General features: G+C 49.9%; 14 protein-coding genes and 1 other RNA gene. 9 read left to right on the top strand and 6 right to left on the bottom strand.

The annotated features are described in order from the left end of the window. Positions 1-48: 48 nt before the first annotated feature. The 5 genes from KNV97_RS20915 to serA all read left to right on the top strand — a co-directional run bounded on the left by KNV97_RS20915 (position 49) and on the right by serA (position 3,535). Positions 49-357, top strand: coding sequence for a cell division protein ZapA (locus tag KNV97_RS20915; protein WP_218562689.1), 309 nt, complete (start codon positions 49-51; stop codon positions 355-357). Positions 358-375: 18 nt separating this feature from the next. Then, a non-coding RNA gene (gene ssrS / locus KNV97_RS20910) (6S RNA) lies at positions 376-559 on the top strand. 3 nt (positions 560-562) lie between these two features. Beyond that, positions 563-1,153 (top strand): 5-formyltetrahydrofolate cyclo-ligase, encoded by a 591-nt coding sequence (locus KNV97_RS20905; protein ID WP_136485993.1) that lies wholly within the window; start codon positions 563-565, stop codon positions 1,151-1,153. A gap of 119 nt (positions 1,154-1,272) precedes the next feature. Then, positions 1,273-1,929 carry a ribose-5-phosphate isomerase RpiA gene (gene rpiA, locus KNV97_RS20900; protein ID WP_218562688.1) on the top strand — a complete coding sequence of 219 codons (657 nt, stop codon included), beginning with the start codon at positions 1,273-1,275 and terminating at the stop codon, positions 1,927-1,929. 376 nt (positions 1,930-2,305) lie between these two features. Further along, positions 2,306-3,535, top strand: coding sequence for a phosphoglycerate dehydrogenase (serA, locus tag KNV97_RS20895; RefSeq protein ID WP_218562687.1), 1,230 nt, complete (start codon positions 2,306-2,308; stop codon positions 3,533-3,535). 128 nt (positions 3,536-3,663) lie between these two features. On the opposite strand, the gene ilvN is transcribed toward serA, so the two are convergent. From ilvN to KNV97_RS20865, 6 genes are all read right to left on the bottom strand, one after another. Next, on the bottom strand, positions 3,664-4,158 hold the full coding sequence (gene ilvN / locus KNV97_RS20890; RefSeq protein WP_136485987.1) for an acetolactate synthase small subunit: 495 nt from the start codon (positions 4,156-4,158) through the stop codon (positions 3,664-3,666). A gap of 1 nt (position 4,159) precedes the next feature. Then, positions 4,160-5,881, bottom strand: a complete 1,722-nt coding sequence (locus KNV97_RS20885; protein ID WP_218562686.1) for an acetolactate synthase 3 large subunit — start codon at positions 5,879-5,881, stop codon at positions 4,160-4,162. Positions 5,882-6,303: 422 nt separating this feature from the next. After that, positions 6,304-8,112 (bottom strand): AMP-dependent synthetase/ligase, encoded by a 1,809-nt coding sequence (locus KNV97_RS20880; RefSeq protein ID WP_218562685.1) that lies wholly within the window; start codon positions 8,110-8,112, stop codon positions 6,304-6,306. 175 nt (positions 8,113-8,287) lie between these two features. Next, positions 8,288-9,244 carry a transcriptional regulator LeuO gene (leuO, locus tag KNV97_RS20875; protein WP_136485981.1) on the bottom strand — a complete coding sequence of 319 codons (957 nt, stop codon included), beginning with the start codon at positions 9,242-9,244 and terminating at the stop codon, positions 8,288-8,290. A 361-nt stretch (positions 9,245-9,605) separates the two neighbouring features. Continuing rightward, complete coding sequence (locus KNV97_RS20870) at positions 9,606-10,652, bottom strand: MJ1255/VC2487 family glycosyltransferase (RefSeq protein WP_218562684.1); 1,047 nt, start codon at positions 10,650-10,652, stop codon at positions 9,606-9,608. Next, positions 10,649-11,182, bottom strand: a complete 534-nt coding sequence (locus KNV97_RS20865) for a phosphatase PAP2 family protein (RefSeq protein ID WP_136485977.1) — start codon at positions 11,180-11,182, stop codon at positions 10,649-10,651. Before KNV97_RS20865 ends, KNV97_RS20870 begins: the two co-directional genes overlap by 4 nt. Positions 11,183-11,716: 534 nt before the next feature. Between KNV97_RS20865 and leuA the strand changes: the two genes are divergently transcribed. The 4 genes from leuA (at position 11,717) to leuD (ending at position 16,521) form a co-directional block, all read left to right on the top strand. After that, a complete protein-coding gene (gene leuA / locus KNV97_RS20860) occupies positions 11,717-13,267 on the top strand; it encodes a 2-isopropylmalate synthase (protein WP_136485975.1) in 1,551 nt (516 codons plus the stop codon). Between the two features lie 60 nt (positions 13,268-13,327). After that, positions 13,328-14,419, top strand: coding sequence for a 3-isopropylmalate dehydrogenase (gene leuB, locus KNV97_RS20855; protein ID WP_136485973.1), 1,092 nt, complete (start codon positions 13,328-13,330; stop codon positions 14,417-14,419). Positions 14,420-14,493: 74 nt separating this feature from the next. Then, positions 14,494-15,900, top strand: a complete 1,407-nt coding sequence (gene leuC, locus KNV97_RS20850; RefSeq protein ID WP_136485971.1) for a 3-isopropylmalate dehydratase large subunit — start codon at positions 14,494-14,496, stop codon at positions 15,898-15,900. Between the two features lie 18 nt (positions 15,901-15,918). After that, a complete protein-coding gene (gene leuD, locus KNV97_RS20845; protein WP_136485969.1) occupies positions 15,919-16,521 on the top strand; it encodes a 3-isopropylmalate dehydratase small subunit in 603 nt (200 codons plus the stop codon). Positions 16,522-16,554: the final 33 nt, after the last annotated feature.

Below are 16,554 nucleotides of genomic sequence, written 5' to 3'. Positions count from 1 at the left end.
GGTCACGTAAGCGATATCATCCTAGTACGCGAATAGAGTTCATTTATCATGAGTAATCAAGCGGTTGACGTTGAAATTTTAGGCAAAGTAACTCGGGTTAACTGTCCACCGGGACAAGAAGCATCATTGTTAACTGCCGCCCAAGACCTCGACCGACGATTGAAAGAGATGGCCGATCGTACTAAGGTAACCAATGAGGTTAAGCTACTGACCATCGCCGCGCTGAACATCTGTTATGAGCTGCAAACCAAGCAGCAGGAAAAAGACGGTCAGCAGTCGGAAATAAACGGGCGAATGGAAAAGCTCGCTGCTTCTCTTGAAGAAGCACTACGTAAAGTCAGGCCAGGAGAGCTGTAGCCTTTACCATACAACGAATTTTCCCTGGGGTGTTCGTCAGCGGATGTAAGTCCCTGAGCCGATAAGCAACACCAAAGGGTTAGTATTTGGTAGCTATTGAGCAAGCTCGGCTCGTATCGAGAAGCCTACGGTTATCCTTGCTGATCCGCCTTGAACCAGCTGGTTCAAGGGCCACAATCCTCAACGGCACCCTGGGGTCCCTCTTATGCAATACTCTCGTCCTGAGCTGCGTAAGCTCATCCGTCAACGACGTAATGAACTGACCAGCGATATTCATTATCAGGCCAGTCAGGATCTGATCCGACGTTTCGCCGCACTGCCTGAAATGCACACCTGTCAGCACATCGCCCTCTATCTGTCGACTGACGGAGAACTCGATACCCAGCCACTGATCGAATGGCTGTGGTCCCAGGGTAAATCGGTGTATCTGCCTGTCCTGCATCCGTTCTCCGCCGGTAACCTGCTGTTCTTACGTTATGATACCGATACGGCAATGACCTTTAACAAGTACGGTATCCTCGAGCCTAAGCTCAATCAGCCCCTGGTGAAGCCAGTGCGAGAGCTGGACCTTATCTGTACTCCGCTGGTCGCATTTGACTCACACGGACACCGGCTTGGTATGGGGGGCGGCTATTATGATCGCACCCTGGAAAGCTGGTTTAAAACCGGTCAGGGAGCGATGCCGATTGGCCTGGCTCATGACTGTCAGCATGTCGAACAACTGCCGACCGAAGCGTGGGATGTTCCTCTGCCCAAAATTCTCACTCCCAGCCGTTTGTGGCAATGGAAAGCGTGATCCAGAACCGCTTCACAAAGCGCATTATCGCTCTGTTTGAGTACATATCACCTTAGTTTGCGGGTATAATCGCGCCGCGCAAAACTGCGTCCTCACACAATCGAAATCAGGAGATGGGCATGACTCAAGATGAAATGAAAAAAGCCGCCGGTTGGGCTGCGCTGAAATACGTAGAAAAAGGCAGCATTGTCGGTGTCGGTACCGGCTCGACCGTCAATCACTTCATCGATGCTCTGGGTTCGATCAAAGATGATATTAAAGGTGCCGTCTCCAGCTCTGTGGCATCAACCGAAAAGCTCAAAGGCTTAGGCATTGAAGTATTTGACTGCAACGACGTCATCAGCCTGGATATTTATGTCGATGGTGCGGACGAGATCAACCCGCAACGCGAGATGATCAAAGGCGGTGGTGCCGCACTGACCCGTGAGAAGATCGTTGCAGCAATTGCCGATAAATTTGTCTGTATCGTCGATGGCAGCAAAGCCGTCGATGTGCTGGGCGAATTCCCGCTGCCGGTGGAAGTGATCCCGATGGCGCGCTCTTACGTGGCACGTCAGCTGGTCAAACTGGGTGGTGATCCTGTGTACCGTGAAGGCGTGGTAACGGACAACGGCAACATCATTCTGGATGTATACAACATGCGTATCACCAACCCGAAAGCACTGGAAGCCGACATCAACGCCATCGCCGGTGTGGTCACCAATGGCCTGTTTGCCCATCGTGGTGCTGATGTGGTGATCACCGGTACCCCGCAAGGCGCGAAAATCGCAGAATAAGATTGAAACAATCGTATTTTTTCAGTCATTTGACTACAAACGGCACCTGGGGTGCCGTTTTTTATTTCTTTTCTCCAATAAAATTATGCCTTATTCCGTAATTTTCTTACCCAAAGCAAAAATTTTTTGTTAACTTATTGCATAGAAGATACACAATGCAAACGTTTGCTTCGTTGTAAAAGCCTCTATAATGACGCGTTTCGTTGGGTGATATACCCAAAACAACTTGGAGTTGCAGTTAGTCAGCAGGCAAACTTGCCCGTTGAGCTTAGCTGATTGTGTGGCCCGGCCGTTCTGTACGGCACACACCACTGCAATTTCAGGGAGAAAAGGGATAGCTTCTTTTGCCCACTTCCCATATTTAAGGACGAGAACAATGGCCAAAGTTTCACTGGAAAAAGACAAAATTAAAATCCTGCTCCTTGAAGGACTTCACCCATCTTCAGTTGAAGTTCTGCAAGCTTCCGGCTATACCAACATCGAATACCACAAAGGTTCAATGGACGAATCTGAATTGCTTGAAGCAATCAAAGACGTTCACTTTATTGGTATTCGCTCCCGCACTAACCTGACAGAGAAAGTGATCGACGCAGCAGAGAAGCTGGTCGCAATTGGTTGTTTCTGTATCGGTACTAACCAGGTTAATCTGAACGCGGCTGCCAAACGTGGTATTCCGGTATTTAACGCCCCATTCTCGAACACACGTAGTGTGGCAGAACTGGTATTAGGCGAAATTCTGTTGCTGCTGCGCGGTATTCCTGAGAAAAACGCCCTGGCACACCGCGGTGTATGGAAAAAGAGTGCGGACAACTCTTACGAAGCACGTGGCAAGAAACTTGGCATCATCGGTTACGGCCATATCGGTACTCAGCTGGGCATTATTGCTGAAAACCTCGGCATGCATGTTTACTACTATGACATCGAGAACAAACTGTCATTAGGTAACGCCACTCAGGTGCACACCATGAGTGAGCTGCTGAACAAGTGTGACGTGATCTCGCTGCATGTGCCTGAAACAGCAGGTACCAAAGACATGATGGGTAAAGAAGAATTCGCACGCATGAAACCGGGCTCGATTTTTATCAACGCAGCACGCGGTACTGTGGTCGATATTCCGGCCCTGTGTGATGCGATGGAGTCAGGCCACCTGTCTGGTGCCGCCATCGACGTATTCCCGACTGAACCTGGCTCAAACAAAGAAGCGTTCGAATCACCGCTGATGAAGTTCGACAACGTACTGCTGACTCCGCACGTGGGTGGTTCAACTCAGGAAGCCCAGGAAAACATCGGGATTGAAGTGGCGGGCAAACTGGCGAAATATTCAGACAATGGTTCAACCTTGTCGAGCGTGAACTTCCCAGAGGTCTCACTGCCAGAGCAGCGTAACACCTCTCGTCTGCTGCACATCCACCAGAACCGTCCGGGTATCCTGACTCAAATCAACACCATCTTTGCTCAGGATGGCATCAACATCGCAGCCCAGTACCTGCAAACCTCTCCGGAGATCGGCTACGTGGTGATTGACGTTGAAGCAGAACGTTCAGAAGAAGCGCTGGACAAACTCAAGAACATCGAAGGCACGATTCGCGCACGTATCCTGCACTAAGCCTCACCGGGCGGAGCAAAGCGCTTCGCCCGCTGTGGTCGCTTAAAGATAAGAGTGGTTTGAATATCCAAGTTGCTTGAACATAAAAAAACCAGCCATGCGGCTGGTTTTTTTATTTGACGGCTTCGTTAACCGCGCAGTGCACGCTCACCGCGGGCAATGCCCACCACACCACTACGCGCCACTTCGATCACATCGGTCACTTCCGCAATCGCGTCGATGAAAGCATCAAGCTTATCACTGCTGCCTGCCAACTGGACTGTGTATTGTGAGGCGGTCACATCAACAATCTGACCACGGAAAATATCAGCAGTACGTTTCACTTCGGCACGGGCAAAACCACTGGCTTTGACCTTAACCAGCATCAGTTCACGTTCGATATGCTCAAACTCCGTCACTTCCTGCACTTTGAGCACATCAATCAGCTTGTGCAGCTGCTTCTGAATCTGCTCAAGCTGCATCTCGTTTGAGGTGGTGGTGATGTTAAGACGCGATAAGGTCTCATCATCGGTTGGCGACACATTGAGGGTTTCAATGTTATAGCCACGCTGTGAGAACAAGCCAACAACACGAGACAAAGCACCCGGCTGGTTTTCTAGTAGTAGTGAAATAATATGTCTCATCTTAAGTTCGCTCCGTTTTGCTTAACCACATTTTGTCCATCCCCTCGCCTTTGATTTGCATTGGGTAGACGTGCTCCGTTTCATCCACGTTGATATCGACAAACACCAGACGATCTTTCATATCCAGCGCTTTCTTCAGCCCCGCCTCCAGTTCATCCGGAGTGGAGATTCGAATACCAACATGGCCGTAAGCTTCTGCGATTGCCGCAAAGTCCGGCACAGAACTCATGTATGAGTTTGAGTGACGCCCCTGGTAGATAATGTCCTGCCACTGCTTGACCATACCCAGGAAGCGGTTGTTAAGGTTAATGATTTTGACCGGAATATCGTACTGCAGCGCAGTAGACAGTTCCTGAATATTCATCTGGATACTGCCGTCACCCGTCACCACCACCACTTCTTCTTCCGGCATGGCGAACTTGACCCCAATCCCAGCCGGCAGGCCAAAGCCCATCGTACCGAGACCACCGGAGTTTATCCAGCGACGTGGTTTATTGAACGGGTAGTATAAGGCTGCAAACATCTGGTGCTGACCCACATCCGATGCTACATACGCATCACCATTGGTCAGTTTGTGCAGCGTTTCAATCACTTGCTGTGGTTTGATGCGCTCCGGATTGGTTTCATACGCCAGGCACTGACGTGAACGCCAGACTTCGATCTCACTCCACCACGCTGCCAGCGCTTCGCTGTCATTACGCTCTGACTGCTCGGCCAGCAGCTTAAGCATGGTTTCCAGCACCTGGTCAGCCGAGCCGACAATCGGCAGATCAACTTTGACGTTTTTCGAGATCGAGGATGGATCGATATCGATGTGCATGATCTTGGCATCCGGACAGTATTTTTCCAGATTGTTGGTGGTGCGATCATCAAAACGCACGCCGACCCCGAAAATCAAATCGGCATTGTGCATCGCCATGTTGGCTTCATACACACCGTGCATGCCCAACATACCGAGAGAATTCTTGTGGGTGCCCGGAAACGCGCCCAGCCCCATCAGGGTACTAACCACAGGCAAGTTAAGCTCTTCCGCCAGTTTGATCACCTGTTCGTGCGCTTCGGAAATTACCGCGCCGCCACCAATGTACAGCACCGGCTTTTTCGCTTCTAACAGCGCTTTGAGTGCTTTCTTGATCTGACCTTTATGCCCGGAAGTGGTCGGGTTGTAAGAGCGCATTTTAACACTTTCAGGGTACTGATAAGGCAATTTGATCTGCGGATTCATCACATCTTTTGGCACGTCGATAACCACAGGGCCGGGACGTCCGGTGGATGCAATGTAAAATGCTTTTTTGATCGTCTCAGGAATGTCTTCGGCTTTTTTCACCAGGAAGCTGTGTTTCACGATCGGACGGGAGACGCCGACAATATCACACTCCTGGAACGCGTCATTACCAATCAGATTGGTCGCCACGTTGCCGGAAATAACGATCATTGGGATAGAGTCCATGTATGCGGTCGCAATACCGGTCACGGTATTGGTCGCACCCGGACCAGAGCAGACCAGAACCACACCCGGTTTACCGGTTGCACGCGCATAACCATCGGCCATATGCGTAGCAGCCTGTTCATGCCGAACCAGAACGTGTTTGATGCTGTCAGTTTTTTCGTGCAGGGCGTCGTAGATATCGAGAACGGAGCCACCTGGGTAGCCAAAGATTTGCTCTACACCTTCTTCGATCAGAGACTGAACCACCATCTCTGCGCCGGATAACATTGCCATATTTTCTCCTTACCCAACACCAGTTACCAGGTCAGTAAACGGGATGGGTTATACATAGTTAGGGCTTATTCGTAGCCTAATTCGAAAACTTTCCGCTTTCGGCTATGTCCCGTACTTGTCATAACAAGTACTAAGGTAACGCAACAACTTTAACGCTTTATTTCCATCAGGTCTAACCGGCCAAAACACGCATTTCTGACAAGATATGGCAAATAGTGCAATCTCAAGTGTTCAATTCTAACCCAGGTTACATATTCAGCCAGTAACGCAACCATACACATAAAAAAAAGTGGAATATTTTGCTGCAGCCGGATTAAAACCACACAAAATACCTATCAGACCACCAGCACAGTCTGCCAATAGCAAAATCCCCGCACACCAGTGGCAGCGGGGATTGAAGGTAAAATCAGAGCCTAATCGTCTTAACGGCGATCAGGTTTATCCTGATACATTTCTTCGATTTCATCCTGATAACGGTCATGAATCACCTTTCTGCGCAGTTTTTGCGTCGGGGTTAATTCTCCGTCATGCATCGAAAAGGTTTTGGGAAGCAATTTGAATTTTTTGACCTGCTCAAATTTTGCCAGCCCATGCTGAAGATCGTTGATACGCTGCTCAAACATCTCAATGATCTGACTGTGCTTGATGAGATCAAGGCGATCCTGATACTTAATGTTCAGCTGTTTGGCATAGAGTTCCAAAGTATCAAAACAGGGAACGATCAGCGCCGACACGAATTTACGCGTATCCGCGATCACCGCGATCTGCTCAATAAAATGATCCTTACCCAGCGTGCCTTCAATCATCTGCGGCGCTATGTATTTACCCCCTGATGTTTTCATCAGCTCCTTAATCCGATCGGTAATAAACAGGTTACCTTCTGCATCCAGATAACCCGCATCACCGGTCTTGAGGAATCCTTGCTCATCAAAGGCACTCGCTGTTTCTTGCGGCATGTTGTAGTAACCGCGCATCACCATAGGACCACGAACCAGGATTTCGTTATTGGCACCAATTTTCACCTCGGCACCCGGCATCATGGTACCGATCGAGTCCGGATGAAACGTATCATCATCCCAGCACGAGACCGTTGCCGTGGTTTCTGTCATGCCGTAGCCCAGTTTAATGTTGATCCCCACCGCATGAAAAAAACGGCCAATGGTGGCATCGAGTTTGGCCCCACCGCACGGCATAAAGCGCACTCTGCCACCAAGCAGCTCGCGCAGCTTAGTCAGCACCAGGCGGTCGGCCAGCCGATAAGCCTGACTCAATAGCCAGGCTGGCTTAACCTGCCTCGCCCGGCTTTGGGCCATTTTGGCGCCCATGTTGACCGCCCAGGTAAACAGCCACTTTTTATGCCAGGGTGCGCTGGCGACTTTGTCGTGAATGGCTGAGAAAATTTTCTCGTAGAAACGCGGCACTGCACACATCACTGTCGGCCGCACCTGGGTCAGGGCATCACGCACTTCTGCGACATCCTGCAGATAACAGTTAGTCGCTCCCTTATAAAGCACAAAACAGGTCCAGGCCCGTTCAAACACATGTGATAAAGGCAGGAAACAGAGTGATACATCTTGCTCTGTCAGGGTCAGACGCTGATCATGGCCACTAAGCTGTGCCGCCACATTACGATAGTCCAGCATCACCCCTTTCGGTCTGCCAGTCGTGCCGGAGGTATAAATCAGGGTAAACAGATCATCGTCGTTGGCCTGCAGCAGACGCTCAGATAGCTGTGATTGCTGTTCGGGCTGAGCTGAAGCAACAAACTGCTGCCAGTGAATAACCTGCGGCTCATCGCGGACTGCAACCTCATCACTCATCACCACGATAAGCTGCAAAGACGGACACAGTGCCAGTAACTGGCGCGCCGCGTCATATTGTGCCTGCTCACCGACAAACAGAACTTTTACCTGCGCATCCTGGACAATGAAAGCCGCCTGCTCGAGGGTATTGGTCGGGTAGATAGGCACTGATACCGCCCGAATCTGTAACGCGGCAAAATCAGCCATCGTCCAGCGCGGGCTGTTATTGGCAAAGATGCCGATTTTGTCCTGCACATCAAGGCCCAGACTCAGTAGTGCCAGTGACAGTTCGTCCATTTGCCGGCCGAACTGCGTCCAGCTGATACCTTGCCATTGCCCGCCAACTTTATGTTGCAGTGCGATTCGATTATTGCCGGTAGCCACCTGCTCCCGGATGCGTTTAACGATATGAAAAGTCAACTTCGTCATCTCTATTTACCTTTGGCTTACACCTGTAAGCTATTTCGCGCGCAAGTCTACCTTTCGCGGAGTAAAAGACAACGATGGATATCAAAGTTATCAGTAATCGTGGTGTGCTACAGAGATAAAAAAACCTCAGACTGAATCACTTCAATCTGAGGTCATTTCTGGCTTGAGTGGCAGGTTATCCGGCGACCACGTTACCACAAATCATCATTAACTGATCTCGTAACCAAATGTGTCCTTTGTCTTTTTCACTCGATTCATGCCAGCTCAGGTAACCACTGATACGGCCGTGATCAAACGGAAACTCCAGCATTTGCAGCTCTTGCTTGTTGGCGGCATTTTCTACCATCCAGCGTGGAGCAATGGTCACCAGCTCAGACTGGCCAACCACATACAGTACATTGCTCAGACCGGTGCCTTCGTAGCTTGGCTGACAATCGAGCTCACGATAAGCCTGCTCAGAAAAACTGCGCTGGCCATGGACTTTGGACAGCTTCGCGTGCTGCTCGCGTGCCAACTCTTCACGGCTCACAGCCCCCTGAATACGCGGATGGTGTTTTGAAGTGACGACCACCAGCTCATCCTGGAAGATTTCTGTACTGGAGAAGCCCTGCTCATCAAAATGAGCGTAATCGATAACGAAATCGATCTCCTGATAACGCATACGCTCAGCCAGTTGACGATCAAATTCCGCATCTAAATGCAGCTGAACATTCGGAGCCTGCTGGTGAATTCCGGTCATGATTTGCGGTGCGAAACGAATATCACACGGACTGCAAATCGCCAGTTTAAACAGACGGGTTGAAGATTCAGGGGCAAACACCGCACTTGGCAGTTCATTGCGAATTAATTGCAGAGCCTGACGGATAGGAGCAAACAACTGACGCGCACGCTGGGTTGGCTGGATACCACGTCCCTGACGCATAAACAGCTCATCATTAAACATCACTTTCAGACGGGCAACGGCGTTACTCACCGCCGGTTGAGACATGCCCAGGTTGTGTGCGGCTCGGGTAATATTCTGCTCTTGCATGACAGCATCAAACACCGTCAGCAAATTGAGGTCTACACCACGTAATGTACTTTCCATTCGATAGCTGGCTATGGCGCTCATCGTATCTTTTCTATCTAGCATTTGGTACGCCTCTTCGTAGTTGTCTCGCTCACAGTCGCGAAACATTCGACGACTTATTGATGTCCGGAGGGGCAAGTGAATAGCCATTATTGGTGGTATTTATCTACCGGATACATCCATCGGGAAATCTAATATCAACATTCCCTAATCGATTGGCAATACGATTGATAAAAAGTCAGTATTTTTTACCCGAACACAAAAAAAGCCAATGCAATTCAATACATTGGCTTTTTATAAAAAAATGTAAAAATCGACATCAATGACATAACCACACTCATTGACTGGATTAATAAATAAAAGTTTTATCGTTAACCATCATTTGGCGGGTTAATAAAAGCATAAAATCCAATCATGAGAGCAATCAATTTATTGAGACATAGCTCGGAAAATCGACCTGCTGCCATAAACTGTTGCATAGCTCAGAGTGATCATTCCAGTGGCCTTTCAGCACCCAATCAACGATCGCATTCGCCACATTAGGGTACACCACTTTCTCTGCCTGTTTTTCATCCAGCCAGCGGCTCACTGCGGAAGGATCGAGAAAATCCATCACTGACGCCAAGCCAAGAATATCTAATGTCGCGACATTACTTTGCTGTTCAAACTGACCATTCAGCGGCTTGAGTAAAAGTTTCTTACCCAGCGACATCGCCTCTGACGGAAGCTCGAAACCACCATTGGCCATCACACCGGCACAATGATGCAAATGTTGTTGAAAGCGACTGTGACAAAGCGAGCGCAACTCAACGTTCTCGATCACCTCATCTTCAACAATATTGGGGTGATAAAACACAAACTGGTGATTAGCAAAACGGAACAGCAGCTCACACACCTCTTCGACGTTTTCAAACGGCAGATAGACCAGAATGTAATCCTGACAGCTGCTCGGTTGCAGTGAAGTGTGCACAATAGGCGGCAGAATCGGCTGTTCAAAATGATACCAGTGCAGGCCAAGGTGGTGATCGGCCGGAGCGAAACGGCGCATGATCACTTTATCAAACCAGCTCGCGCCTTTCAGGGGCACCGAGTAACGAAAAGCGTTCTGATGGCTAATGCCGATGCAAGAAACCTTTTGCTGCTTTGCCGCCCAGGCGGACACCGGTTCAAAGTCGTTCAGCACCAGATCATAAGCAGAGAGATCCAACTGCTTAATTTCGCGCAGCAGTTGCAGCGGACTGTTATTGAGTGCGGTTTTACAATAATTCACCCGCCCCTTATCGGTGGCAAACGTCATTCCACGCCGGGTCTGGTAATCCCCAAAACACTCCATCGAGAAATATTGTCTCTGTGCCCGGCCGGAAAACAAAAAGTCAATTTGCGCACCGCGCAGGGCAAATGCCTCACACATCGCGCGAGCACGGGTAATATGCCCGTTGCCCGTGCCTTGCACACCGTAAAGGATCTTCACAGGAAGCTCTCCAGCAATAACAGCGACAGAGTCGCGCTGCCGATGCCCAGACAGGCACCAATCAGTACATCACTTAAAAAATGTACCCCGAGCAAAATACGTGCACTGCCAATCAATGCCGCCCATAACAGGGCCAGTGCATAAATCTCAGGATAGAAATGGCCAATCAGGGTTGCCATTACAAACGCTGCTGCGGTGTGACCGGATGGCAGGCTGTAGCGATCAGACGGAGTAATAAACGCGGTCAGATGAGGTGATAATTCTGCCGGTCGACGGCGCTGAAAGCTGTTTTTTAACCCCCAGTACACCGGTAACTCAAACGCAAACGCCAGCAGACCAGCATACAAAAAAAGATGTCCGTTGTGCCCATCCAACGCCCACGCCAATACCCCAAACAAAACGTACAAGTGGCCGTCGCCAGTATGGGATACGGCCCTGCTCACCCGGGCGATCGGATGATTGAATTTGTGTTGTAAACACAGTATTGAAAAGGCCAAGTCAAGCTTAGCGATAGGTTCGATGGTACGCATAAGCACTCTTCTCCCTGTTGAGATACCCTATCTAGGCCAAAGATAAGAGCAGCAGATGACAAATCGGTGATGCTTTGTTTGTAAATGAATGACAAAGTCAGCAGGCACAAGTTCATGCACGCGCTTGACGCCAGATAAGCACCTTATTGCTATAAAACAGAACAAAAGACAAAAAGAGAAAACTTCGGCAACTCTGTATTTAGAGTGGGATTACGATACGAGCAATAGCATATAATGCTGACTGTAGATTCGATTGCAATTTAAAACTCCAGACCGCGAATAAAAAATCAACTTATGGTTGACGTGCTCAAGTGAGTGCGGTACTAATCTGTTATCTTAATTTTGGTGGTCAGCTTGTAATGACAATGCGCTTTTCTCTACTCCTCAGCCTGCTCCTTATCGTGATTCCATCGCGCGGGTAGTCTGTGGCAGAAAAACACCACAACAGATTTACAGAAACCCGCATCCAATGCGGGTTTTTTTATAATTAAATTCAGGAAGTAAACGATTAACTCTCGGAAAGAGGAAGCAAACATGAACGATCAGGTGATTATATTCGACACAACGTTGCGCGATGGTGAACAAGCATTATCTGCCAGCCTAACTGTAAAGGAAAAGCTGCAAATCGCATTCGCACTGGAACGCCTGGGTGTTGACGTGATCGAAGCGGGCTTTCCGGTTTCATCACCTGGTGATTTTGAATCGGTGCAAACCATCGCTAAAAACATCAAAAACAGTCGTGTTTGTGCCCTTTCCCGTGCCGTTGCAAAAGATATCGATGTCGCAGCAGAAGCACTGAAAGTCGCTGAAGCTTTCCGAATCCACACCTTCCTGGCGACTTCCACCATCCACGTTCAAGACAAATTACGCCGCACTTACGATGATGTGGTAGAAATGGCAGTAAATGCCGTTAAACATGCGCGTAACTACACCGATGATGTCGAGTTCTCATGTGAAGATGCTGGCCGCACTCCTATCGATAATCTGTGCCGTATGGTGGAAGCGGCGATTAATGCGGGCGCGACCACAATTAACATCCCGGATACCGTGGGTTACACCCTGCCAAGCGAATTCGGTGGTATTATTGAGCAGCTGTTTAACCGCGTACCAAACATCGATAAAGCGGTTATCTCCGTTCATTGTCACGATGACTTAGGCTTATCGGTTGCCAACTCAATTGCAGCTGTTCAAGCTGGTGCACGTCAGGTAGAAGGGACTATCAACGGTATCGGTGAACGCGCCGGTAATACCGCGCTGGAAGAAGTGGCTATGATCATCAAAACGCGTGGCGAACTGATGGGCGTAAAAACCGGCTTCAAGCATGAAGAAATCAGCCGTACCAGTAAACTGGTCAGCCAGCTGTGTAACATGCCGATTCAAAGTAACAAAGCCATCGTCGGTGCCAATGCCTTCAGTCACTCTTCCGGTATCCACCAGGACGGTATGCTGAAAAATAAGAATACCTACGAAATCATGACACCGGAGTCGATTGGCCTGAAAAACCAAGCTCTGAACCTGACCAGCCGCAGCGGCCGTGCTGCAGTCAAGAGTCACATGGATAGCATGGGTTACAACGAGGCTGAGTACAATCTGGATGCTTTATACGCCGACTTCCTGAAACTGGCTGACCGTAAAGGCCAGGTATTTGACTACGATCTGGAAGCGCTGATGCACTTCTCGAATCTGCGCGAAGAAGATGATTTCTACAAGCTGAACTACCTGAGTGTCCAGTCCGGTAGTGTGATGGCGACAACATCCATCAAACTGCAATGCGGTGACGAAGAGAAATGCGAAGCCGCAGTCGGTAACGGCCCGGTAGATGCGCTGTACCAATGTATCTACCGCATCACCGGTTACGATATCGTACTGGACAAGTTTGATCTGACCGCTAAAGGCGAAGGTGAAGACGGCTTAGGTCAGGCGGATATCATCGCTAATTACAAAGGCCGTAAATATCACGGTACCGGCATCTCAACCGATATCGTAGAAGCATCCGGCCAGGCACTACTGCACGTGATTAACAGCATTCATCGTGCTGACCAGATTGCCGAAATTAAACAGAAAAAGAAAATAGCGACGGTTTAAGACCGCCACTATCGCAAACACAACTTTGAACGAAAAATATCAGATACGTAAAGGACTCGCATGACAGACAAAACTTACAAGATTGCCGTACTTCCAGGTGACGGCATCGGCCCAGAAGTAATGCAGCAGGCACACAAGGTGCTGGATGCAGTAGAAAAGAAACACCAGTTAACTTTCGTGCGTGAAGAACATGACATTGGCGGTATCGCCATCGACAATCACGGTTGTCCGCTGCCAGAAAGCACTCTGCAGGCTTGTGAAGAGTCTGATGCCGTGCTGTTCGGTTCTGTCGGTGGCCCTAAGTGGGAACACCTGCCACCAAACGATCAGCCAGAGCGTGGCGCCCTGCTGCCACTGCGTAAGCATTTCCAGTTGTTCTGTAACCTGCGTCCTGCGCAGATCCATAAAGGTCTGGAAGCCTTTTCTCCTTTACGTGCTGATATTTCTGAGCGTGGTTTTGATATTGTGGTGGTCCGCGAGCTGACCGGTGGTATCTATTTTGGTCAGCCAAAAGGCCGTGAAGGTGAAGGCGCAAATGAAAAAGCGTTTGATACCGAGGTCTACCACCGTTACGAGATTGAACGTATTGCCAAGATTGCGTTTGAGTCTGCGCGCCTGCGTCGTAAGAAAGTCTGTTCAATCGATAAAGCCAACGTACTGCAAAGTTCCATTTTGTGGCGCGAAGTGGTGACTGAAATCGCCAAGGATTACCCGGACGTTGAACTGTCGCACATGTACATCGACAACGCGACCATGCAGCTGATCAAAGATCCATCTCAGTTCGATGTCATGCTGTGCTCTAACATCTTCGGTGACATCATCTCTGACGAATGTGCAATGATCACAGGTTCCATGGGGATGCTGCCATCTGCCAGCATGAACGAGAGCCAGTTTGGCCTGTTTGAGCCTGCGGGCGGCAGTGCGCCGGATATCGCAGGTAAGAACATCGCCAACCCGGTCGCGCAGATCCTGTCTGCGGCACTGATGCTGCGTTACAGTCTGGGCGAAGAGAATGCGGCGCAGGACATCGAGACAGCCGTCAGCAAGGCGCTGTCTGCAGGCCAGCTGACCGGAGATCTGGCTGGTGACAAACCAGCGCTGTCGACCAGCGAAATGGGTGATGTGATTGCCGGATACATTCTGAACGCATAATCGTCTCAAGCATAACTAAAAGAGCCGGTTTAAACCGGCTCCACTCTGGCTCTCTTGAGCTCAAGGAAGTAGCAATGTCCCAAGCAAAAACCTTATACGAAAAAGTTTACGATGCGCACGTTGTCGTTGCGGCGCAGGGTGAAAACCCGATTCTGTATATCGACCGCCACCTGGTCCACGAAGTGACCTCGCCACAGGCATTTGACGGCCTGCGCGAAAAAGGACGCCAAGTGCGTCAGGTCGGTAAGACCTTCGCGACCATGGACCACAACGTATCGACCACCACCAAAGACATCAATGCGTCCGGCGAAATGGCCCGTATTCAGATGGAAACCCTGTCTAAGAACTGTGAAGAGTTTGGCGTCACCCTGTATGACCTCAACCACAAATACCAGGGCATAGTACACGTTATGGGACCTGAGCTGGGTATTACCCTGCCGGGCATGACGATCGTATGTGGTGACTCACATACTGCGACTCACGGTGCGTTCGGTTCACTGGCATTCGGTATCGGTACGTCCGAAGTTGAACATGTTCTGGCGACCCAGACGCTGAAACAAGCGCGCGCCAAGACAATGAAAATTGAAGTCAAAGGCAAAGTTGCCGAGGGCATTACCGCGAAAGATATCGTACTGGCTATCATTGGTGAAACCACGGCGGCTGGCGGTACCGGCTATGTGGTTGAATTCTGCGGCGAAGCTATCCGTGATCTATCGATGGAAGGCCGTATGACCGTGTGTAACATGGCTATTGAGTTAGGCGCAAAAGCTGGCTTGATCGCACCAGATGAGACCACATTTAACTACATCAAAGGTCGTAAGTTTGCACCAAGCGGAGCTGACTGGGATGCGGCCGTCGAGTACTGGAAAACCTTTAAAACGGACGAAGACGCGCAGTTCGATGCTGTCGTAACTCTGAACGGTGCTGACATCAAACCGCAGGTTACCTGGGGAACCAACCCGGGCCAGGTGATCGCCGTTGATCAACCGATTCCGGCTCCGGCTTCATTTGCCGATCCGGTAGAACGCGCTTCAGCAGAAAAAGCACTGGCTTACATGGGTCTGGAAGCAGGCAAAATGCTGTCTGACTACCCGGTTGATAAAGTCTTCGTCGGTTCCTGTACTAACTCACGTATCGAAGATATGCGTGCAGCAGCGGCAGTTGCCAAAGGCAAGAAAGTCGCCTCTCACGTGCAGGCTCTGATCGTCCCTGGCTCTGAACAGGTGAAAGCTCAGGCGGAAGCTGAAGGTCTGGATAAGATCTTTATCGAAGCCGGTTTTGAATGGCGCCTGCCGGGTTGCTCAATGTGTCTGGCGATGAACAATGACCGCTTAGGTCCTGGGGAGCGTTGTGCATCGACCTCCAACCGTAACTTTGAAGGCCGTCAGGGCCGTGATGGTCGTACCCATCTGGTCAGCCCGGCAATGGCAGCAGCCGCCGCGATCGCTGGCCACTTCGTCGATATCCGCGAAATTAACTAAGGACAGAGGACATAAACAATGGCAGGTTTTCAACAACATACAGGCTTAGTGGTTCCTCTGGACGCAGCAAACGTCGATACAGATGCCATCATCCCGAAACAGTTTCTGCAGAAAGTAAACCGCATCGGTTTTGGTAAGCACCTGTTCCACGACTGGCGCTTCCTGGATGATGCCGGTCAGCAGGCCAATCCGGAATTTGTGATGAACAAAGCCCGTTATCAGGGCGCCAGTATTCTGCTGGCGCGCGAGAACTTCGGTTGTGGTTCATCTCGTGAGCACGCTCCCTGGGCACTGGCTGATTATGGTATCCGTGTCATGATCGCCCCAAGCTTTGCGGACATTTTCTACGGTAACTCAATCAACAACCAGATGGTTCCGGTACGCCTGACCGAGCAGGAAGTGGATGAACTGTTCACTTACGTTGAAGCTAACGAAGGTGCACACATCACGGTTGATCTGGAAAGCATGACAGTTTCTGCGAATGGCAAAAGCTACTCATTTGAAATCGATGAGTTCCGTCGTCACTGTCTGCTCAACGGGTTAGACAACATCGGCCTGACGCTTCAGCATGAAGCGAAGATCGCCGAATATGAAGCAAAAATCCCGGCGTTTCTGAAATAACGGCGCGATTGAGATTCTGTACAAGGGCTGCAT

Source organism: Vibrio ostreae (assembly GCF_019226825.1).
Lineage (GTDB): Bacteria > Pseudomonadota > Gammaproteobacteria > Enterobacterales > Vibrionaceae > Vibrio > Vibrio ostreae.
This window is presented reverse-complemented; position numbering and strand designations above follow the sequence as displayed.

What these genes read in the sequence shown, in the direction of transcription:
- leuB (WP_136485973.1), top strand. Translation starts at nt 13,328, where the DNA reads ATGACAGACAAAACTTACAAGATTGCCGTACTTCCAGGTGACGGCATC.
- KNV97_RS20885 (WP_218562686.1), bottom strand. Translation starts at nt 5,881, where the DNA reads ATGGCAATGTTATCCGGCGCAGAGATGGTGGTTCAGTCTCTGATCGAA.
- KNV97_RS20905 (WP_136485993.1), top strand. Translation starts at nt 563, where the DNA reads ATGCAATACTCTCGTCCTGAGCTGCGTAAGCTCATCCGTCAACGACGT.
- rpiA (WP_218562688.1), top strand. Translation starts at nt 1,273, where the DNA reads ATGACTCAAGATGAAATGAAAAAAGCCGCCGGTTGGGCTGCGCTGAAA.
- leuO (WP_136485981.1), bottom strand. Translation starts at nt 9,244, where the DNA reads ATGCTAGATAGAAAAGATACGATGAGCGCCATAGCCAGCTATCGAATG.
- KNV97_RS20865 (WP_136485977.1), bottom strand. Translation starts at nt 11,182, where the DNA reads ATGCGTACCATCGAACCTATCGCTAAGCTTGACTTGGCCTTTTCAATA.
- leuC (WP_136485971.1), top strand. Translation starts at nt 14,494, where the DNA reads ATGTCCCAAGCAAAAACCTTATACGAAAAAGTTTACGATGCGCACGTT.
- KNV97_RS20880 (WP_218562685.1), bottom strand. Translation starts at nt 8,112, where the DNA reads ATGACGAAGTTGACTTTTCATATCGTTAAACGCATCCGGGAGCAGGTG.
- KNV97_RS20915 (WP_218562689.1), top strand. Translation starts at nt 49, where the DNA reads ATGAGTAATCAAGCGGTTGACGTTGAAATTTTAGGCAAAGTAACTCGG.
- leuA (WP_136485975.1), top strand. Translation starts at nt 11,717, where the DNA reads ATGAACGATCAGGTGATTATATTCGACACAACGTTGCGCGATGGTGAA.
- ilvN (WP_136485987.1), bottom strand. Translation starts at nt 4,158, where the DNA reads ATGAGACATATTATTTCACTACTACTAGAAAACCAGCCGGGTGCTTTG.
- serA (WP_218562687.1), top strand. Translation starts at nt 2,306, where the DNA reads ATGGCCAAAGTTTCACTGGAAAAAGACAAAATTAAAATCCTGCTCCTT.
- leuD (WP_136485969.1), top strand. Translation starts at nt 15,919, where the DNA reads ATGGCAGGTTTTCAACAACATACAGGCTTAGTGGTTCCTCTGGACGCA.